This is a genomic window from Roseateles hydrophilus (assembly GCF_026712245.1).
Taxonomy (GTDB): domain Bacteria; phylum Pseudomonadota; class Gammaproteobacteria; order Burkholderiales; family Burkholderiaceae_C; genus Pelomonas; species Pelomonas hydrophilus.
Genome location: NZ_JAPPUY010000005.1, coordinates 226,369 through 247,158 on the forward strand (window position 1 = coordinate 226,369; position 20,790 = coordinate 247,158).

25 protein-coding genes are annotated in these 20,790 nt (G+C 70.1%); 13 read left to right on the forward strand and 12 right to left on the reverse strand.

The genetic code is table 11. The annotated features are described in order from the left end of the window. Positions 1–35 precede the first annotated feature (35 nt). From NYO99_RS18915 to NYO99_RS18925, 3 genes are all read left to right on the forward strand, one after another. Positions 36–836: a class I SAM-dependent methyltransferase gene (locus NYO99_RS18915; protein ID WP_268168840.1), complete on the forward strand. Its 801-nt coding sequence runs from the start codon at positions 36–38 to the stop codon at positions 834–836. Further along, complete coding sequence (locus NYO99_RS18920; RefSeq protein ID WP_268168841.1) at positions 836–1,654, forward strand: DUF2520 domain-containing protein; 819 nt, start codon at positions 836–838, stop codon at positions 1,652–1,654. The genes NYO99_RS18915 and NYO99_RS18920 overlap by 1 nt, the downstream gene beginning before the upstream one ends. A gap of 125 nt (positions 1,655–1,779) precedes the next feature. After that, positions 1,780–2,334 carry a protein phosphatase CheZ gene (locus NYO99_RS18925; protein ID WP_268168842.1) on the forward strand — a complete coding sequence of 185 codons (555 nt, stop codon included), beginning with the start codon at positions 1,780–1,782 and terminating at the stop codon, positions 2,332–2,334. A 66-nt stretch (positions 2,335–2,400) separates the two neighbouring features. On the opposite strand, the gene NYO99_RS18930 is transcribed toward NYO99_RS18925, so the two are convergent. Continuing rightward, positions 2,401–3,216, reverse strand: a complete 816-nt coding sequence (locus tag NYO99_RS18930) for a M90 family metallopeptidase (RefSeq protein WP_268168843.1) — start codon at positions 3,214–3,216, stop codon at positions 2,401–2,403. Between the two features lie 80 nt (positions 3,217–3,296). On the opposite strand from NYO99_RS18930, the gene NYO99_RS18935 reads away from it, so the two are divergent. Continuing rightward, positions 3,297–4,469: a YbfB/YjiJ family MFS transporter gene (locus tag NYO99_RS18935; protein ID WP_268168844.1), complete on the forward strand. Its 1,173-nt coding sequence runs from the start codon at positions 3,297–3,299 to the stop codon at positions 4,467–4,469. Here the strand turns inward: NYO99_RS18935 and NYO99_RS18940 are convergent, their stop codons facing one another. Then, complete coding sequence (locus NYO99_RS18940; RefSeq protein WP_268168845.1) at positions 4,470–4,706, reverse strand: hypothetical protein; 237 nt, start codon at positions 4,704–4,706, stop codon at positions 4,470–4,472. A gap of 164 nt (positions 4,707–4,870) precedes the next feature. Here NYO99_RS18940 and NYO99_RS18945 point away from each other — a divergent pair, with 164 nt between their 5' ends. Beyond that, positions 4,871–5,038 (forward strand): hypothetical protein, encoded by a 168-nt coding sequence (locus tag NYO99_RS18945; RefSeq protein WP_268168846.1) that lies wholly within the window; start codon positions 4,871–4,873, stop codon positions 5,036–5,038. Here NYO99_RS18945 and ylqF read toward each other — a convergent pair whose 3' ends face one another. Continuing rightward, entirely contained in the window at positions 5,039–5,977 is a 939-nt protein-coding gene (ylqF, locus tag NYO99_RS18950) for a ribosome biogenesis GTPase YlqF (protein WP_268168848.1), read from the reverse strand. It abuts the gene before it with no gap. Between the two features lie 106 nt (positions 5,978–6,083). Here ylqF and NYO99_RS18955 point away from each other — a divergent pair, with 106 nt between their 5' ends. After that, positions 6,084–6,485, forward strand: a complete 402-nt coding sequence (locus NYO99_RS18955) for a hypothetical protein (protein ID WP_268168849.1) — start codon at positions 6,084–6,086, stop codon at positions 6,483–6,485. A 31-nt stretch (positions 6,486–6,516) separates the two neighbouring features. Here the strand turns inward: NYO99_RS18955 and NYO99_RS18960 are convergent, their stop codons facing one another. The 5 genes from NYO99_RS18960 to NYO99_RS18980 all read right to left on the reverse strand — a co-directional run bounded on the left by NYO99_RS18960 (position 6,517) and on the right by NYO99_RS18980 (position 11,294). Further along, the gene (locus NYO99_RS18960; protein WP_268168850.1) at positions 6,517–6,834 is read right to left on the reverse strand and encodes an energy transducer TonB; all 318 of its coding nucleotides are present in this window, start codon (positions 6,832–6,834) and stop codon (positions 6,517–6,519) included. A gap of 33 nt (positions 6,835–6,867) precedes the next feature. Next, a complete protein-coding gene (locus NYO99_RS18965; protein WP_268168851.1) occupies positions 6,868–8,415 on the reverse strand; it encodes a methyl-accepting chemotaxis protein in 1,548 nt (515 codons plus the stop codon). 212 nt (positions 8,416–8,627) lie between these two features. Then, on the reverse strand, positions 8,628–9,908 hold the full coding sequence (locus NYO99_RS18970; protein WP_268168852.1) for a c-type cytochrome: 1,281 nt from the start codon (positions 9,906–9,908) through the stop codon (positions 8,628–8,630). Continuing rightward, complete coding sequence (locus NYO99_RS18975; protein ID WP_268168853.1) at positions 9,905–10,600, reverse strand: c-type cytochrome; 696 nt, start codon at positions 10,598–10,600, stop codon at positions 9,905–9,907. The genes NYO99_RS18970 and NYO99_RS18975 overlap by 4 nt, the downstream gene beginning before the upstream one ends. A 19-nt stretch (positions 10,601–10,619) precedes the next feature. Continuing rightward, entirely contained in the window at positions 10,620–11,294 is a 675-nt protein-coding gene (locus NYO99_RS18980) for a YggS family pyridoxal phosphate-dependent enzyme (RefSeq protein ID WP_326494844.1), read from the reverse strand. A 27-nt stretch (positions 11,295–11,321) separates the two neighbouring features. Here NYO99_RS18980 and NYO99_RS18985 point away from each other — a divergent pair, with 27 nt between their 5' ends. The 3 genes from NYO99_RS18985 to NYO99_RS18995 all read left to right on the forward strand — a co-directional run bounded on the left by NYO99_RS18985 (position 11,322) and on the right by NYO99_RS18995 (position 14,563). Next, a complete protein-coding gene (locus NYO99_RS18985) occupies positions 11,322–12,365 on the forward strand; it encodes a type IV pilus twitching motility protein PilT (RefSeq protein ID WP_268168854.1) in 1,044 nt (347 codons plus the stop codon). A gap of 79 nt (positions 12,366–12,444) precedes the next feature. Continuing rightward, complete coding sequence (locus tag NYO99_RS18990) at positions 12,445–13,581, forward strand: PilT/PilU family type 4a pilus ATPase (RefSeq protein ID WP_268168855.1); 1,137 nt, start codon at positions 12,445–12,447, stop codon at positions 13,579–13,581. Positions 13,582–13,672: 91 nt separating this feature from the next. Continuing rightward, positions 13,673–14,563, forward strand: coding sequence for an NAD(P)-dependent oxidoreductase (locus tag NYO99_RS18995; protein ID WP_268168856.1), 891 nt, complete (start codon positions 13,673–13,675; stop codon positions 14,561–14,563). A gap of 100 nt (positions 14,564–14,663) precedes the next feature. On the opposite strand, the gene NYO99_RS19000 is transcribed toward NYO99_RS18995, so the two are convergent. From NYO99_RS19000 to NYO99_RS19010, 3 genes are read right to left on the reverse strand one after another with little or no spacing between them, the layout of a single operon-like run. Further along, the gene (locus NYO99_RS19000; RefSeq protein WP_268168857.1) at positions 14,664–15,275 is read right to left on the reverse strand and encodes a BON domain-containing protein; all 612 of its coding nucleotides are present in this window, start codon (positions 15,273–15,275) and stop codon (positions 14,664–14,666) included. Positions 15,276–15,296: 21 nt separating this feature from the next. Next, complete coding sequence (locus NYO99_RS19005) at positions 15,297–15,875, reverse strand: SIS domain-containing protein (protein ID WP_268168858.1); 579 nt, start codon at positions 15,873–15,875, stop codon at positions 15,297–15,299. A 38-nt stretch (positions 15,876–15,913) separates the two neighbouring features. Continuing rightward, positions 15,914–16,306: a YraN family protein gene (locus tag NYO99_RS19010; protein WP_268168859.1), complete on the reverse strand. Its 393-nt coding sequence runs from the start codon at positions 16,304–16,306 to the stop codon at positions 15,914–15,916. Here NYO99_RS19010 and rsmI point away from each other — a divergent pair. Next, the gene (gene rsmI / locus NYO99_RS19015; RefSeq protein WP_268168861.1) at positions 16,299–17,219 is read left to right on the forward strand and encodes a 16S rRNA (cytidine(1402)-2'-O)-methyltransferase; all 921 of its coding nucleotides are present in this window, start codon (positions 16,299–16,301) and stop codon (positions 17,217–17,219) included. The genes NYO99_RS19010 and rsmI overlap by 8 nt on opposite strands. Positions 17,220–17,238: 19 nt before the next feature. On the opposite strand, the gene NYO99_RS19020 is transcribed toward rsmI, so the two are convergent. Beyond that, positions 17,239–17,571, reverse strand: a complete 333-nt coding sequence (locus tag NYO99_RS19020; protein ID WP_268168862.1) for a hypothetical protein — start codon at positions 17,569–17,571, stop codon at positions 17,239–17,241. A 135-nt stretch (positions 17,572–17,706) separates the two neighbouring features. Between NYO99_RS19020 and tldD the strand changes: the two genes are divergently transcribed. The 3 genes from tldD to NYO99_RS19035 all read left to right on the forward strand — a co-directional run bounded on the left by tldD (position 17,707) and on the right by NYO99_RS19035 (position 20,726). Next, positions 17,707–19,170 carry a metalloprotease TldD gene (gene tldD, locus NYO99_RS19025; RefSeq protein WP_268168863.1) on the forward strand — a complete coding sequence of 488 codons (1,464 nt, stop codon included), beginning with the start codon at positions 17,707–17,709 and terminating at the stop codon, positions 19,168–19,170. Positions 19,171–19,190: 20 nt separating this feature from the next. Further along, entirely contained in the window at positions 19,191–19,373 is a 183-nt protein-coding gene (locus tag NYO99_RS19030; RefSeq protein WP_268168864.1) for a hypothetical protein, read from the forward strand. Positions 19,374–19,601: 228 nt separating this feature from the next. Next, positions 19,602–20,726, forward strand: coding sequence for a 3-deoxy-7-phosphoheptulonate synthase (locus NYO99_RS19035; protein WP_268168865.1), 1,125 nt, complete (start codon positions 19,602–19,604; stop codon positions 20,724–20,726). Positions 20,727–20,790 lie beyond the last annotated feature (64 nt).

Sequence of the window (20,790 nt, forward strand, 5' to 3'; positions counted from 1 at the left end):
GATACTGGCCGCCCCGATCAAGGAGACCCCTGCCCATGAAGACCTGGTTCATCGCTTCGTTCGCCATCGCCGCCCTCGGCGCCCAGGCCCAGGCGGCCGACCCGCTGAAGGCCGCCGTGGCGGCCGATCACCGCAGTGTCGGCAACGTCGCGCGCGATGTGTGGCGCCACCCGTACGAGACGCTGAGCTTCTTCGGCATCAAGCCCACCGACACGGTGGTGGAACTGGCTCCGGGCGGCGGCGGCTGGTACACCGAGATCCTGGCGCCCTACCTGCGTGACGCCGGTCAGCTGATTGCCGCGGCCGATGACCCGGCCTCCAGCTCCCAATATGCCCAGCGCAGTGCCGCGCGCTTCAAGGCCAAGATGGACTCGCTGGGCGTCTACAGCAAGGTGCGCATCACGGCGTTTGACGTCGCCGCCGGCAAGCTGGACATCGCCCCGGCCGGCAGCGCCGACGCCGTGCTGACCTTCCGCAACGTGCACAACTGGATGCCGCAGGGCGCCGACAAGACGCAGGCGGTCTTCAACGCAGCGTTCAAGGCGCTCAAGCCGGGCGGCGTGCTGGGCGTCGTGGAGCACCGCCTGCCGGCCACGCGCACGCAGGACCCCAAGGCCGCCAGCGGCTATGTGCAGGAGGCTGTCGTCATCAAGTTCGCCGAGGCCGCCGGCTTCAAGCTGGCCGCGCGCAGCGAGATCAATGCCAACCCCAAGGACACGGCCGACCACGAGAACGGCGTGTGGACGCTGCCGCCGGTCAACAACAACAAAGACCGCGCCAAGTACGCCGCCATTGGCGAGAGCGACCGCATGACGCTGAAGTTCGTCAAGCCCTGATGGCGATGGCGCCCGTGCAGCACGCCGTCATCGGCCTGGGCCGGCTGGCGCGCGCGCTGGTGCCGGCGCTGCGCGCGGCCGGCGAGTCGGTCGTCGTCGGCCGGCGCCAGCCCGGCGACGGCGAGTTCACGCATGCGCAGGCGGCGGCGCAGGCCGACTGGGTCTGGTTGACCGTGCCGGACGACCACCTCCAGGCCATCGCAGCCAGCCTGCCGTGGCGGCCTGGCCAGCTGGGCCTGCATTGCAGCGGCGCCACGCCACTGGCCGCCCTGGCGGCTGCGCCGGCGGCGGCGGGCTTCCATCCGCTGAAGCTGCTGGCCGGCGATGCCGGGTTGGGTGGCGTGCATGTGGCCATCGAGGCCGGCGCCACCCACGCGCCCGCCTTGCAGGCGCTGGCGCGGCGGCTGGGCCTGCAGCCCCTGCGCCTGCCCCAGCCGATGACGGCGGAGGCTCGCGCGGCCTATCACGCGGCCGCCAACTTGGCGGCCAGCGGCGTGCTGGCCGTGCTGGCCGAGGCGCAGTCGCTGTGGTCGGCGGCGGGCCTGCCGCCTGGCGATGCGCTGGCGGCGCTGCTGCCCTTGACGCGCGGCGCGCTGGACACCGCGGCGGTGCGCGGGCTGCCGGGCGCGGTGTCCGGCCCCATCGCCCGGGGGGACGTCGCCGTGCTGTCCCGCCACATCGGCGCACTGGGTGCGGCGGGGCTGCCGGCTGATTTGCTGCTGGCACTGGGCCGGCGCCAGCTGGCCTTGGCCGAGGCGGCCGGGCGGCTCGATGCGGCCCAGGCGGCCGCGCTGTGTGACTTGTTGACGCCGCGCTGAAATCGGGACCTTGTCCCGTGACAAAGGCCGCGTTCGACATTCAGGGAATCCACCTGCTTGCGGGGGGGCGGTCCTAAACTGCGCCGCGGTTCGCTGCTGTCGGCGGCCGCAGCTTGGGAGTTCACATGTCCGACGCCTCCATCCAGACCCTGATCCGCGCTGATGCGGCCCAGATCCTGCACAACGTGGTGGAGGAGCTGCCCGACGCGCGCGAGCGGCTGGCCTATGTGCGCAGCATGACCGAGCAGGCTGCCACCAAGGTGCTCAACCTCGTGGAGGCCGCGCAGGAAGACGCCGAGGCCGTGCGCAAGAAGGGCCGCGAGCTGTCCGACGCCCTGAACCGGCTGGCGCTGTCCACCAACATCAGCCAGGACCGCGCGCGCCACCTGATGCGCCTGTGCGCGGCCTACGCGGCCGATGCAGCCAGCTTCGCCGCCCGCGAGAAGTCGCTGCACACCGAGATCATGATGTCGCAGGACTTCCAGGATCTCTCCGGCCAGGTGATCAACAAGGTCAGCAAGATGCTGGAGCGCGTCGAGCCGCCGCTGAAGGATCTGATCTCGTCGATGCCCGCGCCCGTCGAGGCGGCGATGCCCGAGGAGCTGGGTGGCGTGCAGACGCCGGACAAGGCGCTCAAGCAGGACGACGTGGACGACCTGCTCGCCAGCCTGGGCTTCTGACCTTTCCCCAGACCTGCAGCCCCGCGGCCGCGCGCAGTGCCTGCGCGTGACGCGGGGTTCGCCATTTCAGCGCCAGCCCGCTGGGTCCAGCCGGTAGTAGCCGCGCAGCTCGGCGTACAGCGCCGGGTGCAAGGCCGCCAGCTCGGCCGGCCGCTCGAAGAACAGTTCGCTGATGACGGCGAAGAATTCGGCGGGGTCGGTCGCCGCATAGGCGTCGATGAGGCCGGACTCGCCCTGCGCGAGTCGCCACTGGAGGGCGTCGAACTCGCGCTGCATCACCGTGGACCAGCGCTGATAGTCCTGCGCCGTGGCCAGCGCCGGCGCGCCGTTGGCGGGGCCGCCGGCCTGGTCCAGCTGGTGGGCGAACTCGTGGATGACGACGTTGTGCCCGTCGTCGGGCGTGGCCGCGCCGCGCTTCACCTCATCCCAGGCCAGCAGCACCTGGCCCTGGCTCCAGCTCTCGCCGGCCAGCACACGGCGTTCGTCATGCTGCACGCCGTGCTGGGTGATGGGGCGGTCCACGACGAAGGCGCTGGGGTAGACCAGCACCTGGCGCAGCTCCGGATAGATGCCGCGTGCGGCGCCCAGCAGGGGCAGGCAGGCCAGCGCGGCGATGGTCACGCGCACCTCGTCCGTCACGCGCAGGCCGCGGCAGCCCAGGATGGGCTTCTCGGCCAGGAACACCTGCATCAGCGCCTTCAGGCGCAGCTGCTGGCGCGCCGGCAGGCGCGACACCAGCGGCACATGGCGGCGCAGCAGGCCACGCCAGTGCGCAGGGAAAGGCCGCCCGGCGATGCGCTGGCGGCGCCACCGCACCCACAGCGGCCACGCAGCGATGGCGGCCGCGAGCAGCACGAGGGCGAGGCAGGTGGCGATCAGCATGCTCCGCCAACTGGGCCCGCCGCCGCGCTTTGCAAGGGCCTGCGCCACCCGGGCTTGCCCGCGTCGCTTACGCTGCGGGCATGTCCCCAGCCACCGTGCCCACCCGTCTGCAGGCTTGGCAGGTGTTGCTGGGCGGCATCTGCGCGCTGGTGGTGACGGTGGGTCTCGCGCGCTTTGCGTTCACGCCGCTGCTGCCGCCCATGCAGGCGCAGGCTGGCCTGGGTGTCGCCGACGGCGGGCTGCTGGCGGCGATCAACTACGCGGGCTACATGAGCGGCGCGTTGCTCGCGGCTTGGATAGAAAGCCCGGTGTGGCGCCGGCGCCTGTATGTGTGGGCGCTGCCGCTGGCGCTGGGCATCACGGCGCTGATGAGCTGCAGCACTGCGTTCGGCGTCTGGGCGCTGTCGCGCTACGTGGGCGGCCTGTGCGGTGCGGCCGGCATGCTGCTGGGGTCGGGCCTGGTGCAGGGCTGGTTGATCCGCGCCGGTCGGCGGCCGGAGCTGGGCCTGTATTTCATCGGCCTGGGGCTGGGCATCGCCGTGTCGGCCGTGGGCGCGATGGGCATGGGGGCGCTGTCGCTGGGCTGGGCGGCGCAGTGGCAGGGCTTCGCGCTGGTGGGCCTGCTGTTCGTGCTGCCTGCCTGGGCTTGGCGGCCGCCGGTGCCACCGCCCGCCGCCCGGGCCGAGGCCGGCGTGGTGCCCGCGCGGCGCTGGATGGCGCTGATGCTGGCCGCCTACTTTTGCGCCGGCTGGGGCTTCGTCATCAACGCGACCTTCACGGTCGCCATCGTCGAGAAGCAGCCGCTGCTCGCGGGCCAGGGGGCGTGGGCCTGGCTGTTGGTGGGCATGGCAGCCACGCCGGCGGTGTTCATCTGGGACCGCATCGCGCGGCGGCTGGGCGATGTGCAGGCGCTGCTGTTGGCCTTTGCGGTGCAGATCGTGGGTGTGCTGTTGCCGGCGCTGTCGGCCAGCCTGGCGGCGGCGATGCTGGGGGCCGTGCTGTACGGGGCGACCTTCATCGGCATCGTCAGCCTGACGCTGGCCTTGGTGGGGCGCCACTCGCCCGCCAACCCGGGCAAGGCGATGGCGCGGTTGACGCTGGCCTACGGGGCCGCGCAGATGGCTGCGCCGGCGCTGACCGGGCGCATGGTGGAGGCCAGCGGCAGCTTTGACGCCGCGTTGTGGCTCACGGCCGGTGTGCTGGCGCTGGGCATGGCGGCGCTGGCTGGCGTGCTGCGGCTGCCGCCGCGCTGATCAGGAGCCGCCGCGGATGGTCGAGGCGGCGCCCGGCTTGATGTTCTCGCCGATGGCTTCGGCCCGGCGGCGGTCTTCCTCGCGCTGAGCAGCGGAGCGGCAGCGCGTGGTGGGCAGGTTGCTGCCGATGCGCGTCTCGCGCTCGCAGGTGGTGTCGGCGGTGAGGGTGTCGCCCGTTTGGGGCGCTGCGGCACAGGCAACCAGACCGACCGCGAGCAGGGGGAGCAGCAGTTTCATGGGGCAGATGAATGGGTTGGGCGCGCAGCATAACGCGCCGATCACTGGGGTGCGCCGCCGTCAGCAGGCGTATCGGCGGTAACTCTCTGTGAGGCCGTCATCCGCCGCGGTGCTGGCGCGGTTAAGGGGCTGCGGCTGCAATCCCGCAGCCTCGGAGCCCCCCCATGAAGCGACTGTCCCTGGCCATTGCCCTGATCACGTCTGCCGCGCTGCTGTCCGGCTGCATCATCGTGCCGCACCGGCATGGGCACCACCGTGGCCACCATCACTACAGCCAGTCGTCGTCCTACGGCGCCATGCCGGCGCCTGCGTACCCGGCGCCGCGCTACTGATCAGGCGTTGCGCTTGCCGCTGCGCTTGGCCTTCTCAGCCGCCTTGTCGGCCTCGCGTGCGGCAGCTTTGCGGGCATCGGCCTCGGCAGCGGCGTGGCGCCACGCCGCCATCTCGTCGGGCGTCTCCAGCGTGATGCGGCCCAGCAGCCCGCCGCGGAAGTCCATCAGCACGGCCTCGGCGGCCTTGTGCATCTGCACCGCGCCGCCACGGATCTTGGCGCCACGCTTCACGCCGATGGCTTCCAGCACGGCGTCGTCCTCGCCCAGCTCGGCCAGGCCGTAGCGCTGCTGCAGCCGGTCGGCGTAGCGGCGCTTGAGCGTCGCGATGAGTTCCAGCGCCACCTCCTCCTCGTCGAAGGCATTGCGCCCGATGGCGCCGCTGGCGGCGAGGTTGTAGCCGCTTTGCTCGACGGCGATGCGCGGCCACAGCATGCCGGGCGTGTCGAACAGGTAGAAGCCGTTCTCCAGCACGAACTTCTGTTCGAGCTTGGTGATGCCGGGCTCGTCGCCGGTCTTGGCCGCCTTCTTGCCGACGAGGGTGTTGATGAGCGTGCTCTTGCCGACGTTGGGAATGCCGCAGATCAGCACGCGCAGCGGCTTGTGCATGTCGCCCCGCAGCGGCGCCAGTTCGCGGCAGGCCTTGATGAGGGCGCGTGCCGGTGCCTTGTCGCCGGCGTCCAGCGGGATGGCGCGGGTGTGCGGCTGGGCGTTGTAGAAATCCAGCCAGGCCTCGGTTTGGGCCGGGTCGGCCAAGTCCTGCTTGTTCAGCACCTTCAGCGACGGCCGCCCGGTGGTGAGTGCGGCCAGCAGCGGGTTGCTGCTGGAGCCCGGCAGCCGTGCGTCCAGCAGCTCGATGACCACGTCCAGCCCCGCCTGCACGCGATCCTTGATCGCCTGGCGGGTGGAGTTCATGTGGCCGGGGAACCAGTGGATGGGCATGCGGAGTCGTTCAGGCGATGAAAGCCGTGATTGTCGGTGCCTTACATCCGGTTGCCGCGCTCTGGCCCTGCACCCTCAGCATCAAGGCTTCATGCAAGAGGCAGTGATGAGATTCCAAGGTCTGCTGAGCGAGTGGAACCCGGATGCCGGCTGTGGCCGCATTCGCCCGCTGGGCGGCGGCGAGGAGGTGCCGGTCGCGCTTGCCGCGTTCCCGACCGATGGCGACGGTCCGCGCCTGGACGAGCCTTTGAGCTTTGAGGTCGTGACGGGCCGCGACGGCCGCAAGCGTGCGGTGCACCTGGCCCGGCTGGCACCCCTGCATCCGGCGTTGCGCGAGGCGAAAGGGGGCGGCCAGCTGCGCGCGCGGCACGCCCAGAAAAAACGGCGCCTGGGCCTGGTGGCCGGCGCCGTGATCACGGTGTTGCTTGTGGCGGGGGCTGCGTTGCTGTGGCCCTCCGGGCGGTCTGACGAGCGACCGGCCGACGTGCCGGCCGCACTGCGGCGCTGAGCCGGCGCGCGGCCGGCTGTGCGCCGCGCGGTCAGTCCTCGTTCTTGAAGACCAGCTTGACCTCGTGCGTGGTCTTCTCGCCGGCTTCGAACTTCCACTCCATCAGCGCTGCCTTCACGGCGCGGTCGAACACGCGCTTGGGCTCTGCCTCAATGATCTCCACATCGCTGACCTTGCCGTCGGCCTCGATGATGAGCTTGGCTTTGACCGAGCCTGCGGAGATGCCCTTCTTGGCCGCTTCGGCCGGGAACTCGGGCGGCACCTTCTTGATGACCTTGGGAGCCGCCTGGGCGGCCAGGGCCAGCATCAGGCCGGCGGTGAAGATGGAGGCGGAGCGAAGAAAGGACATGGTGAGCCTTTGCAACAAGTAAGGGTGTGAGGATCAGGCCGCTCGGAAGAAGCCCACGGCCTCGATCAGGCGGGTAGAACTATCGCGCAGCGCATCGGCTGAGCGGCTGAGTTCGCCCACCAGGCTGGTGTTTTGCTGGGTGGCCTTGTCCAGTTCGTTCATCGCACCGTTGACGACGCCGACGCCGGTCGCCTGTTCCTGGGCCGAGTGCGAGATTTCCTCGATCAGCTGCCCCATGTTGTTGACCTCGTCCACCACCGAGCGGATGGTGACGCCGGCGTTGTTGACCAGCGTCGTGCCGTTCTCGACCTTGACGGTGGATTCTTGGATCAGCACCTTGATTTCCTTGGCCGCGCCGGCCGAGCGCTGGGCCAGCGCGCGGACTTCGGCGGCCACCACGGCGAAGCCGCGGCCATGTTCGCCGGCACGGGCGGCTTCCACGGCGGCGTTCAGCGCCAGGATGTTGGTCTGGAAAGCGATGCCGTCGATGACGCCGATGATGTCGCCGATCTTCTTGGAGCTGGCGCTGATCTCTTCCATGGTCTCGACGACCTTGGACACCACCGAGCCCCCGTTGCTGGCGGCCTGGCGGGCCGTCACGGCAATGCCGGCGGCGCGGCGCGTCAGATCGCTGGCGCCCTTGAGCGTGGAGGCAATCTCTTCCACCGAGGCGGCGGTGTTTTGCAGGCTGGCCGCGGAGCGGTTGGTGCGGTCGGCCAGGTTGGTATTGCTGTCAGCGATGGTGCCGGAGTTCTCGGCGACTTCGCTGGCTGCGGTCGACACGTCGCGCACAACGCTGGACAGGGCGGTCTGCATGTCCTTCATGGCTTGCAGCATCTGGCTCAGCTCGTCACGGCCTTCGACCGTGATGTCCTGCGTCAGGTCGCCGGAGGCGATGGCCTCGGCAGCGAGCTGGGCCTTGCGGGCCGGGCCGACGATGGAGCGGGAGATCAGCAGGAAGGCACCGAAGCCCAGCACGACGGCTGCCACGACCAGCGCGACCGTCACGGCCACGGAGAACTTGGCCAGTTCCACGCCCGAGGTGGCCAGCTGCTTGCCGTTCTCGAACTGCATGTCCACCAGCTTCTTCAGGCCGTCCTGCAGGGCGGTCTGCGCGGGGCGCAGATCGGTGATGAGGCTCTCGCGGGCTTCGTCGGGGCTGCCGTCGGTCTGGATCTTCTGGAACTTCTCCAGCGCAGCCAGGAACTTGACCTTGTGCTCGCTCACCTCAGCGACGACAGCCTTCTCCTGCTCGTCGGCCACGCTGGCGGCCAGACCCTTGAGTTGCTTGTCGGACTCTTCCACCGCATCGGCGATCGCCTTCTTCTGCTTCTTGATGGCGCCGGCGGTGTCCAGCAGCAGCAGGTCGCGCACGGCGCGGGCGATCACGTTGACCTGGCTTTCCAGCGCGTTGGCCGCGCCGATCTTGACGAGGCTGGAGTTGGCCGTGCGATCCAGGTCCTTGGCCAGGCGGCTGGCATTGGTTGCGCCATAGACGCCAATGCCGATCAGCAGCAGGATCAGCAGGCCGAAGCTCACGAGCAGGCGTGGGCCGATGCGCAATTGCGTCAGAAAGTTCATTCGGTTCTAGTCCTTGTCGTCTTCAGATAGCTGCGGCAACCAGCCGCTGTGGCGTCCAGATGCAATGTAGGCCCGCGCGTCCGTGTTCGGACTGCCCCAACGACGGGCCGCTGCGCAGTGTGTCGCGGCCTGTGACGATTTGAATCAGAGCCTTGATGGGTCGCGTGAAGTCGTTCACGACGGGTCGTCGCACTGCAGCGACGCGGTGTGGCTCAGCGCGCGACAGCGGCCGCGCGCAGGCGCAGCACCTCGACGTCGTCGACCTCGCCGGCCGTGTGGCCGTAGCTGTGGCGCAGGTGGCTGGCCAGTGCGGCCAGCTCGGCCGCGCTGAGCTGGCCGGCGAAGGGCGGCATGCCGTAGGGACGGGGATGGCCTGGCGTGGCGGGGGCGAAACCGCCGCGTTCGATCAGCCGCAGCAGGTTGGCCGGGCTGGCCTGAGTGACGAGGCGGCTGCCGGCCAGGGCCGGGTAGGCGAGTGCGCCGCTGGCGTCGCGCCGGCCCTCACCGGCGTCGCCGTGGCAACTGGCGCAATGGGTTTCGTACAGGCGGGCGCCCAGCGCCCGACGGCGCGGGTCGGGTGCGGCGGCCGGCATGCGCTCGACGGCCTGCATCGGCAGGGCGCGCAGGTAGGTGGCCATGGCGGCGAGGTCGGCATCGTCCAGCGCGGCCGTGCTGCCCAGCACCACCTCGGCCATTGGGCCCTGCGCAATCTGGTCATGGGCCTGGCCGTCGCGCAGCAGGCGCTCCACGGCCTCTTGCGGCCAGCGCTGCACGCCGGCCTCGGCCGGGTCCAGCAGCGAGGGCGCGTGCCAGCCCAGGCCCGTCAGCAAGCCGCCGCGGAAGTCGGCTGCGCCGCGGTCGCCGCCCAGCACGTCGCGCCCGGCATGGCAGGCGCTGCAGTGCGCGAGGCCCTGGCTCAGGTAGGCGCCGCGGTTCCAGGCCGGGCTCTGGCGCGGGTCGGCCTCGTAGACCCCCGGGCGGAAATACAGCGCCCGCCACGCGGCGATGGCGAGCTGGCTGCCGTACAGCCCGCGCAGTTCGTGCGGACGGCGCGGCGCGTCCACGGCGGGCTGGGCCTGCAGCCAGGCGTGCAGCGCGTCGGCGTCGTCGCGCGTGATCTGGGTGGTGTTGGTGATGGGATGGGCCGGCAGCAGCAGCCGCCCATCGCGGCTCTGACCCAGGTGCAGCGCGCGCCAGAAGTCGTCTCGCGTCCAACCGCCCAGCCCGCTGGCATGCGGCGTCAGGTTGGTGGAGAACGCCGTGCCGAAAGGGGTGGGCAATGGCCGTCCGCCGGCCAGGCGTTCGCCGCCGCGGGCGGTGTGGCAGCCGGCGCAGTTGCCCACGGCGGCCAGGTAGGCGCCGCGCGTCAGGTTCACCGGGGCCGTCGACGGGGGCGTGTCGTCGGGCAGGTGGCGCTGCCAAGCCAGCAGCGCGAAGGGCGTGGCCAGCGCCAACAGCACAGCCGTGGCGGCGAGGGCGAGTGCGCGCCTCATGGCATGCCCGCGCAGCGCATGGGCGCCGGGGCCGGCAGCGCGGCGGCGGGGTGGGCGTCAGCCGGCACGGCGCGGCCGGCGAGGTATTGCGTGATGGCGTTGATCTCGGTGGTGGTCAGCGTCTTGGCGATGTGGGCCATGCAGTCCGGCGCCTGGGCGCGGCGCTGGCCGCTGCGCCAGGCACCGAGCTGGCCGTTCAGGTAGTCGCGCGACAGGCCCAACAGGCCCGGCACGGCGGGCTGCACGCCGGTCAGCCGCTCGCCATGGCAGCTGGTGCAGGCGGGCAGGCGCCGGGCCGGGTCGCCCTGGCGGATCAGCACCTCCGCGCGCGCCAACTCGGCGGGCGGCAGTGTGGGCGGCTGCGGCGCGGGGTAGGGCAGGTCCAGCGCGGCGAAGTGGTCGGCAAGCTCGCGCAGGTAGGCGTCGGACAGCGGGGTGATGAGCTCGCTCATGAGCCCGTAGTCGCGTCGCCCGTCGCGGAAGTTCAGCAGCTGGTTGTACAGATAACCGGTTGGCTTGCCGGCCAGGCGCGGGTAATAGCCGTCGGGCGCAGCGCGGCCCTGCTTGCCGTGGCAGACGGTGCAGGCCAGCGCGCGCTGCGCGAGGGTGTCGGGCACCGGCGTGGCCGTGCCGGTGGCGCACAGCAGCGCCAGCAGCGTGGCGGCCAGGGCGTGTAGCGGGCGCGTGGGCATGGGCGCTGTGTGCGGATGCTCAGCGGGCGCCGAAGATGGCCGAGCCCACGCGCACCATCGTCGAGCCGGCGTGGATGGCGTCTTCCAGGTCCGCGCTCATGCCCAGGGACAGCGTGTCCAGCGCCAGGCCCTCGGCCTGCAGCGCGGCGAACAGTGCCGCCATCGCCTGATGCTGGGCCAGTGCGCCGGGGCCGGGTTCGGGCACGGCCATCAGCCCGCGCAGCGCGAGCCGGGGCAGTGCGGCCACCTGGTGGGCCAGCGCGGCCGCTTCGGCGGGCAGCAGGCCGCTTTTGCTGGCCTCGCCGCTGATGTTGATTTGCAAGCAGATGTTCAGCGGCGGCAGCTGCGGCGGGCGCCGCTCGGACAGCCGCTGCGCGACCTTGAGCCGGTCCACCGAATGCACCCAGTCGAACTGCTCGGCCACCGGTCGCGTCTTGTTGGACTGCAGCGGGCCGATGAGGTGCCAGTCGAGCTGGCTGCGCAGGTCGCCAAGCGCCTCGATCTTGGCCAGGCCTTCCTGCACGTAGTTCTCGCCGAAGGCGCGGGCGCCGGCCTCGAAGGCTTCACGCACGGCGGCGGCAGGGAAGGTCTTGCTGACCACGAGCAGCCGCACGGCGTCCGGCGCGCGGCCGGCCGCGACACATGCCGCAGCGATACGAGTTTTGGTGACTTGGAGGGAATCTGAGATCGCCATAATCCGCCGAGCATTGACAGGGACATCATGGACATCACTCAGCTGCTGGCATTTTCGGTCAAGAACAAGGCGTCGGACCTGCACCTCTCGGCCGGCCTGCCGCCCATGATCCGTGTGCACGGCGATGTGCGCCGCATCAACGTCGACCCGCTGGACCACCGCGCGGTGCACGACATGGTGTACGACATCATGAACGACTCCCAGCGCAAGGTGTACGAAGACACGCTGGAGGTCGACTTCTCGTTCGAGATCCAGGGCCTGGCGCGCTTTCGCGTCAACGCCTTCAACCAGAACCGCGGCGCGGGCGCCGTGTTCCGGACCATTCCGAGCAAGATCCTGTCGCTGGAGCAGCTGGCCGCGCCCAAGGTGTTTGCCGACCTGGCGCTCAAGCCGCGCGGCCTGGTGCTGGTGACCGGCCCCACCGGCTCGGGCAAGAGCACGACGCTGGCGGCCATGATCAACCACCTCAACGAGAACGAGTACGGCCACATCCTGACCATCGAGGACCCGATCGAGTTCGTCCACGAGTCCAAGAAGAGCCTGATCAACCAGCGCGAGGTGGGTCCGCACACGCACAGCTTCAGCAACGCGCTGCGCTCGGCGCTGCGCGAGGACCCGGACGCGGTGCTGGTGGGCGAAATGCGTGACCTGGAGACCATCCGCCTGGCGCTGACTGCGGCCGAGACGGGCCACCTGGTCTTCGGCACGCTGCACACCTCGTCGGCCGCCAAGACGGTGGACCGCATCGTCGACGTGTTCCCCGCCGCCGAGAAGGAAATGGTGCGGGCGATGGTGTCGGAGTCGCTGGTGGCCGTGATCTCGCAGAGCCTGTGCAAGCTCAAGGACGGCACCGGCCGCGTGGCGGCGCACGAGATCATGCTGGGCACCTCGGCCATCCGCAACCTGATCCGCGAGAACAAGGTGGCCCAGATGTACTCGGCCATCCAGACCGGCAACGCCATGGGCATGCAGACGCTGGACCAGAACCTGACCGACCTCGTCCGGCGCAACATCATTTCGCCCGCGGAAGCGCGCGCCAAGGCGAAGTTCCCCGAAAACTTCCCGGGCTAGGCCGGGACGTTTGACGTCACTCAGATGGCGAAGCCATGTGAGTGACGGCAGAACGCTCTACGAGAAAGACAGGACCTCCATGGAACGCGACCAGGCCTCGAAATTCATCAATGACCTGCTGCGCCTGATGCTGTCGCGCAAGGGCTCCGACCTGTTCCTGACGGCGGAGTTCCCGCCCGCCATCAAGGTGGACGGCAAGATGACCAAGGTGTCGCCGCAGCCGCTGACCGGCCAGCACACGCTGCAGCTGGCGCGCGCCATCATGAATGACAAGCAGGCCGCCGAGTTCGAGCGCACCAAGGAGTGCAATTTCGCGATCTCGCCGCACGGCATCGGGCGCTTCCGCGTGAACGCCTTCATCCAGCAGGGCCAGGTGGGCCTGGTATTGCGCACGATTCCGTCGACGCTGCCCACCATCGAGTCGCTGGACCTGCCGCCGGTGCTGCGCGAGGTGGTGCAGCACAAGCGCGGCCTGGTCATCGTGGTCGGCGCCACCGGCTCGGGCAAGAGCACGTCGCTGGCCGCGATGATCGACGAGCGCAACCAGACGACCTACGGCCACATCGTGACCATCGAGGACCCGATCGAGTTCGTGCACCCGCACAAGAACTGCATCGTCACGCAGCGCGAACTGGGCATCGACACCGACAGCTGGGAGGCCGCGCTGAAGAACTCGCTGCGCCAGGCGCCCGACGTCATCCTGATGGGCGAGCTGCGCGACCGCGAGACCATGGACCACGCCATCGCCTTCGCCGAGACCGGCCACCTGTGCATGGCCACGCTGCACGCCAACAGCGCCAACCAGGCGCTGGACCGCATCATCAACTTCTTCCCCGAAGACCGCCGCCAGCAGCTGCTGATGGACATCTCGCTGAACCTGCGCGCGCTCATCAGCCAGCGCCTGCTGCCGCGCCGCGAGGGCAAGGGACGCGTGGCGGCCGTCGAGATCCTGCTGAACACGCCGCTGATCTCCGACCTCATCTTCAAGGGCGAGATCAGCGAGATCAAGGAGCTGATGAAGCGCTCGCGCGAGCAGGGCATGCAGACCTTCGACCAGGCGCTGTTCGACCTCTACGAGGCCGGCAAGGTCACCTACGAAGACGCGCTGCGCAACGCGGACTCCGTCAACGACCTGCGCCTGCAGATCAAGCTGAACAGCGAGCGCGCCCGCACCGGCGACCTGTCCAGCGGCACCGAGCACCTCACCATCGTTTGACCACCGCTGCCGGCGTCGCCGGCCGCTTCGACGGGCGACGTCAGCCGCCTTCCGCGCCGCGGCAGCGCCGCGCTTCAGGAGACACCCCCACATGAGCAACCGCAGCTACGACCCCATCGCACCCCGCCGCGTGGCCTTCCTGGGCCTGGGCGTCATGGGTCACCCCATGGCCGGCCACCTGGCGCAGGCCGGGCATCAGGTCACGGTCTACAACCGCACGACGGCCAAGGCCGAGGCCTGGGCGCAGACCTATGGCGGCCGCTTTGCCGCCACGCCTGCTGAGGCCGTTGGCGACGCCGAGTTCGTGTTCTGCTGCGTCGGCAACGACGACGACCTGCGCGCCGTGGTGCTGGGGCCGCAGGGGGCCTTCGCCGGCATGGCGGCGGGCGCGGTGTTTGTCGATCACACGACGGCCTCGGCCGCCGTGGCGCGCGAGCTGCATGCCGCCGCGGCCGCTGCCGGGCTGGGCTTTGTCGACGCGCCGGTTTCGGGCGGGCAGGCAGGCGCAGTCAATGGCCAGCTCACCGTGATGTGCGGCGGTGATGCGCCGGCCTTCGATGCGATGAAGCCGCTGGCGCTTTCCTTCGCGAAGGCCGTGACGCTGCTGGGCGGCCCGGGCTCGGGTCAGTTGGCCAAGATGGTCAACCAGATCTGCATCGCCGGTGTCGTGCAGGGCCTGTCCGAGGCGGTGCGCTTCGGCCAGAACGCGGGCCTGGACATGCATCAGGTGCTGGACGTCATCGGCAAGGGCGCCGCGCAAAGCTGGCAGATGGACAACCGCGGCAAGACCATGGTCGACGACAAGTTCGACTTCGGCTTCGCGGTCGACTGGATGCGCAAGGACCTGGGCCTGGTGCTGGACGAGGCGCGCCGCAACGGCTCGCGCCTGCCGCTGACGGCGCTGGTGGACCAGTTCTATGCCGACGTGCAGGCGCTGGGCGGCAACCGCTGGGACACGTCCAGTCTCATCAAACGCCTCTGAGTTGGGCTTGAGCCGATGTTCTCGTGGGCCCTCGCCCGCGAGCATCGGCGTCCTCTCGTTGGGGGGGGGCGCCCAGCGCCTTCAGCGCTGGGCGAGGGGCTCACTGCTTCTTCGGCGCGTACCGGGCCAACTCGTCCTCGCTGATGATCTCGAAGGCGCGCACCACCTTCTTGACGCCGCTGACCTGGCGCGCGATCTCGGTGGCGCGGTTGGCTTCGCGCTCGGTGACGCGGCCCATCAGGAACACCTCGCCGCGCTCCACTACCACGTAGAACGCGTTGCTGATCAGGTCGCGCGCGTCGATGAACTGCGCCTTGACGCGGCTCTTGATCAGCACGTCGTTGGAGCGGCCGCTCAGAGAGCTGTGCATGGTCACGGCAGCTTCATTGAGCACCTTGCTGACGTTCTCGACGCCTGCCACCGCGCGCTCGACGGCGGCGTGGTCGGCCTCGTTGCGGGCCTCGCCGGTGATCAGCACGACGCGGTTGTAGCTGTTCACGTTGATGTGCACGCGGTCGCCCAGCTGTTCGCGGATGCGGCTCGCGGCCTTGACCTCGATGGTCTCGTCCTCCAGCTGCATGCCCGAGGTACGGCGGTCGGTGGCGACCGTGACGCCGCCCACCATCGCGCCGCCGATCAGCAGCGGCGCGCAGCCGGTGGTCAGCGCGCTGGCCAGCAGGGCGGCCGTGAGGGTCAGGGAGAGCTTCTTCATCGGGAATCCATCGGGAAAAGGTTATTCATCGCTGCCGAGCAGTTGCAGGTCGACGGCGTCGGCCAGCGCATGCAGCAGCACGCGCTGGGCTTCCACAACGCGCGGCTCGCGTGCGTGGCTGACGCGGATCTGGATGTCGGTGTCCTGCAGCACGCCGCGCCACTCGTCGGCCGCGCCCTGCGGCTGGGCCGTCAACGCGATGATGCTCATCTCCTGCGCATGGGCCACGGCCAGCGCGGGCTGCCAGGCGTCGCGCTGTTCGCGCAGCGGCTCGATCATGATGAGCACATCGCCAGGGTGGCCGTGGGCCTGCAGCAGCCGCGCCAGATCCAGCCCGGCGGCGTCGCGGGCCTGGGCGGCCAGGCTCCATGCGGCCAGGCCCGGGCGCTCCTGCTCGAATCGGCCGGCCAGGCGGGCGGCGAGGTAGTCGGCCTCCATGCTGGCCAGGCCATGCGCGGCGCACAGGATGCGGTTGCCGCCGGTGATGGCGTCCACCACCATCTGCGCCGCCATCGCGAGGGGCCGGGCCAGTTGCTCGGCCGCCTGGTAGAGCAGGTCGGCGCTCTCGAAGAACTGTTGCTGTATACGTTGCTCAATCATGCGGCGCGAATGATAGGGTCAACCCGCAGGGGGCTGGTTCAGCCTGCATCGAAGGCAGCTTGCAGCCAGGTCAGCGTTTCGCCATCGATGGCCACAACGTCGAAGCGGCAGGGCGGCGGCGTGGCGTGGCGCAGCAGGTAGTGCTGGGCGGCGTAGATGAGGCGCTGCTGCTTGCGCGCGGTGACGCTGGCGGCCGCGCCGCCGTGCGTGGTGTCGGCCCGCGCGCGCACCTCCACGAACACCAGCGTGCCGTCGCGGTCCTGCATGATCAGGTCCACCTCGCCGGCATGGCGGCTGGGGCCGGCGGCGACTCGATAATTGCGCTCCAGCAGGCGCAGGCCGGCGCGCACCAGGTGCGCCAGCGCGGCGTCTTCCGCCGCGTCGCCGCGCGCCTTCGTCGCCGGTTTTGATCGAGAGCCCCAGTTGAACATTGACGCCTCCCTGCTTCGCCAGGCCGCCCAGGCCGCGGCCGGCGGCCAGCAGTATCCGGCCGCGACGCTCTATCTCGTCGCCACACCCATCGGCAACCTGGCCGACCTGAGCCTGCGCGCCATCCACCTGCTGGGCCTGGCCGACGCGCTGGCCTGCGAGGACACGCGCCAGGGCGGCGGTCTGCTGCGCCACCTGGGCCTGCACAAGCCGCTGATTGCGCTGCACCAGCACAACGAGCGCGAGGGCAGCGCGGCCGTCATCGCACGGCTGGCGGCGGGCGAGCGCGTGGCCTATGCGTCCGATGCCGGCACGCCGGCCATCTCCGACCCCGGCGCCGTGCTGGTGCAGGAAGTGGTGGCCGCGGGCTACCGCGTGCTGCCGCTGCCGGGCCCCAGCAGCACGGTGACGGCCTTGTCTGTCGCGGGCGACACGGCGGCGACGAGCTTCGCCTTCGCCGGCTTTCTGCCCACCAAGGCCGGCGAGCGCCGCACGGCGCTGCAGGCGGTGCTGGCGGTGGAGGGCCAGAGCCAGGTCGTCTTCGAGGCGCCGCATCGCATCGTCGAGCTGGCGGCCTTGCTCGCCGAGCTGGCGCCGGCGCGCCGCGTGACGGTGTGCCGCGAGCTGACCAAGCAGTTCGAAAGCATCCACACCGCCGAGGCGGCCACGTTGCCGGCCTGGCTGGCGGCCGACACGCAGCGTCAGCGTGGCGAGTTCGTGCTGGTGCTGCACGCGCTCGCTGCCCAGGTGTCGGCGGAGGACGAGCTGCCAGCCGAGGCTCAGCGCACGCTGGCGCTGCTGGCGGCCGAGCTGCCGCTGAAGCAGGCCGTCGCGCTGGCCGCGCAGATCACTGGCGCGCCGCGCAACCGGCTCTACGACGCCGGGCTGAAGCTCAAGCGCGGCGGCGACGAGTAGCCGCGATTGGCGCCTGGCCTCACTGGCCGGCCGTACGCTCGTTGTGCTTCTTGCGGCGGATGTCGCGGCTGGCGCCGTCCTGCATTGCGTGCAGGCGGCGGCGCTCCTTGGCGGTCACGGTGCCGTCGGCCTTGGCCCTGGCCTCGGCGTTGTCGATGCGGGCCTGCTCCTTCTCCAGGCGCTGGGTTTCCTGTGCCGTCAGGCTGCCGTTGGCGGCGCCCTGGGCGATGCGGGCTTCCTGTTGGGCTTCGCGCTGGTCCACGCGCGGCGTGTTGGTGCCGGGCGTCTGGGCGAAGGCGTTGGCGCCGGCCAGGGCCAGCAGGGCAATCAGGGTCTTGGGCGAGGTCTTCATCGAGTGCTCCTGGGGAGGGTGGGGTGGCAATGCCCCACCACAACGGCGACTGTGCTGCGCCGGTCGACCCCGGCGGCGTAACCAGGCATGCCCATGTCTTGCAAGGTCTGACAGCCAGCTTTCTAGAATCGCCGCATGATCGCCGTCGAACCCACCCTGGCCCGCCTGGCCACCGCCCGCTCGCAACTGCTGGAGCCCTTCGGCCTGACCGAAGCGTCCCTGTCGCAGGCGCTGCGCCTCATCACCGAGCACCGGGTCGACGATGCCGACCTGTATTTCCAGACCACGCGCGCCGAGGGATGGAGCCTGGAGGAGGGCATCGTCAAGAGCGGCAGCTTCAGCATCGACCAGGGCGTGGGCGTGCGCGCCGTGGCCGGCGAGAAGACGGCGTTTGCCTATTCGGACGACATCTCGCTGGACTCGCTGCTGGACGCCGCCCGCACCGTGCGCACCATCGCCGCCGCCGGCCAGAGCCGCCGCGTGAAGGTGCCTGCCCAGGGCCGCGTGGCGGGCAGCCGCGAGCTATACGGCGTGGCTGACCCCATCGCCAGCCTCGACAGCGCCGCCAAGGTCGCGCTGCTGGAGCGCGCCGAGAAGATGGCCCGCGCCAAGGACCCGCGCGTTGCGCAGGTCATGGCCGGCCTGGCCGCCGAGCACGAGGTCGTGCTGATCGCCCGCGCCGACGGCACCCTGGCCGCGGACGTGCGCCCGCTGGTGCGCTTGTCCATCACCGTCATCGCTGAGAGCAATGGCCGCCGCGAGATCGGTTCGGGCGGCGGCGGCGGCCGCTTCGGGCTGGCCTATTTCACCGACGACATGATCGCCACCTACGTGGACCATGCGGTGCATGCGGCGCTGACGAACCTGGAAAGCCGCCCCGCGCCGGCCGGCGAGATGACCGTCGTCGTCGGCCCGGGCTGGCCCGGCGTGCTGCTGCACGAGGCCGTGGGCCACGGGCTGGAAGGCGACTTCAACCGCAAGGGGTCGAGTGCCTTCTCGGGCCGCATCGGCCAGCGCGTCGCCGCCAAGGGCGTGACGGTGCTGGACGACGGCACGCTGCCCGACCGCCGCGGCTCGCTGAACGTCGACGACGAAGGCTGCGCCAGCCAGCGCAACGTGCTGATCGAGGACGGCATCCTGAAGGGCTACATCCAGGACGCGATGAACGCGCGCCTGATGAAGACCGCCCCCACCGGCAACGGCCGACGCGAGAGCTACGCCCACGTGCCCATGCCGCGCATGACCAACACCTACATGCTGGGCGGCAAGGACGACCCGCAGGAGATCGTCGCCTCCATCAAGAAGGGCCTGTACGCGACCAACTTCGGCGGCGGCCAGGTCGACATCACCAGCGGCAAGTTCGTGTTCTCGGCCAGCGAGGCCTACTGGGTGGAGAACGGCAAGATCCAGTACCCCGTGAAGGGCGCCACCATCATCGGCAACGGCCCGGACGCGCTGACCCGCGTCAGCATGATCGGCAACGACATGGCGCTGGACACCGGTGTCGGCGTCTGCGGCAAGGAAGGCCAGAGCGTGCCGGTGGGGGTGGGGCAGCCGACGCTGCGCATCGACGGGTTGACGGTGGGCGGCACGGCCTGACGATGACTCGGGCCGGGCAGGTGCGTTACGAGCTTTGGGAAGACCAGGACGCGCTGAGCTTCTTTCCGGAGCACGGTGAGGAGTGGCGCAAGCTGCTGTCGCCAGCGGCCCGGCTGATCTGGGCGTGCAATGCCCAAAGCTGGGATGAGGCCCAAGCCCTGAAGCACGAGCACCTGGGCTGGGCGCCATACAAGCCGCTCTGATCGCCCGCTGCCGTCGTGCCACACGATGGCAGCTTTGTTGCGCGCCGAACCCGCATCGCCGACAGCGTGCTAGATTCCGCTCCCATGTCCCGCGCTGCTTACTTTCGCTTTTGGTTTTTTCCCCGCCCCGGCGGTGGAGAGTCCTGAGCGCGCGCGCTGAACACAGAAACTCCCCAAAACCGCCGAGGCCGCCAAGCCCGGCGGTTTTTTCATTTCAGAGGTGCCCCGATGAATGCCAAAGTCTCTTCCGTCCAGCCCGAAGCCCAGCGCTGGTACTCCCAGGACGACAAGACCAGCGCCACCGATGACGAGCGCATCGTCGACGTGACGCCGCTGCCGCCGCCGGAGCACCTGATCCGCTTCTTCCCCATCAGCGGCACGCCGGTCGAGACGCTGATCGGCCAGACCCGCCAGCGCATCCGCAACATCATGGCCGGCAAGGACGACCGGCTGCTGGTCATCATCGGCCCCTGCTCCATCCACGACCCCCAGGCCGCCATCGAGTACGCCCGCCGGCTGAAGGTGGAGCGCGAGAAGTACGCCGACACGCTGGAAATCGTCATGCGCGTCTACTTCGAGAAGCCGCGCACGACGGTGGGCTGGAAGGGCCTCATCAACGACCCCTACCTCGACGAGAGCTACCGCATCGACGAGGGCCTGCGCATCGCGCGCCAGCTGCTGCTGGAGATCAACCGCCTGGGCATGCCGGCGGGCTCCGAGTTCCTGGACGTGATCTCGCCGCAGTACATCGGCGACCTGATCTCCTGGGGCGCCATCGGCGCGCGCACCACCGAGAGCCAGGTGCACCGCGAGCTGGCCTCGGGCCTCTCTGCCCCCATCGGGTTCAAGAACGGCACCGACGGCAACATCAAGATTGCGACCGACGCCATTCAGGCGGCGGCGCGCGGCCACCACTTCCTGTCGGTTCACAAGAACGGCCAGGTCGCCATTGTCGAGACGCGTGGCAACGCCGACTGCCACGTCATCCTGCGCGGTGGCAAGGCGCCCAACTACGACGCCAAGAGCGTGGCCGAGGCCTGTGCCGACCTGGCCAAGGCCAAGCTGCCCGAGCGCCTGATGGTGGACTGCTCGCACGCCAACTCCAGCAAGCAGCACAGCCGCCAGCTGGACGTGGCGCGCGACATCGCCGGGCAGATGCGCGAGGGCAGCCAGCAGATCTTCGGTGTCATGGTGGAAAGCCACCTGAACGACGGCGCCCAGAAGTTCACGCCGGGCAAGGACGACCCGGCCCAGCTGGCCTACGGCCAGAGCATCACCGACGCCTGCCTGGGTTGGGATGACTCGCTGGCGGTGCTGGACGTGCTGTCGGCCGCCGTGAAGTCTCGCCGTTGAAATAATCCTGGCTCTTGAACCCGCGTGACGCGGCCCCATCTGGGCCGCGTTTCGCTTTTCAGCT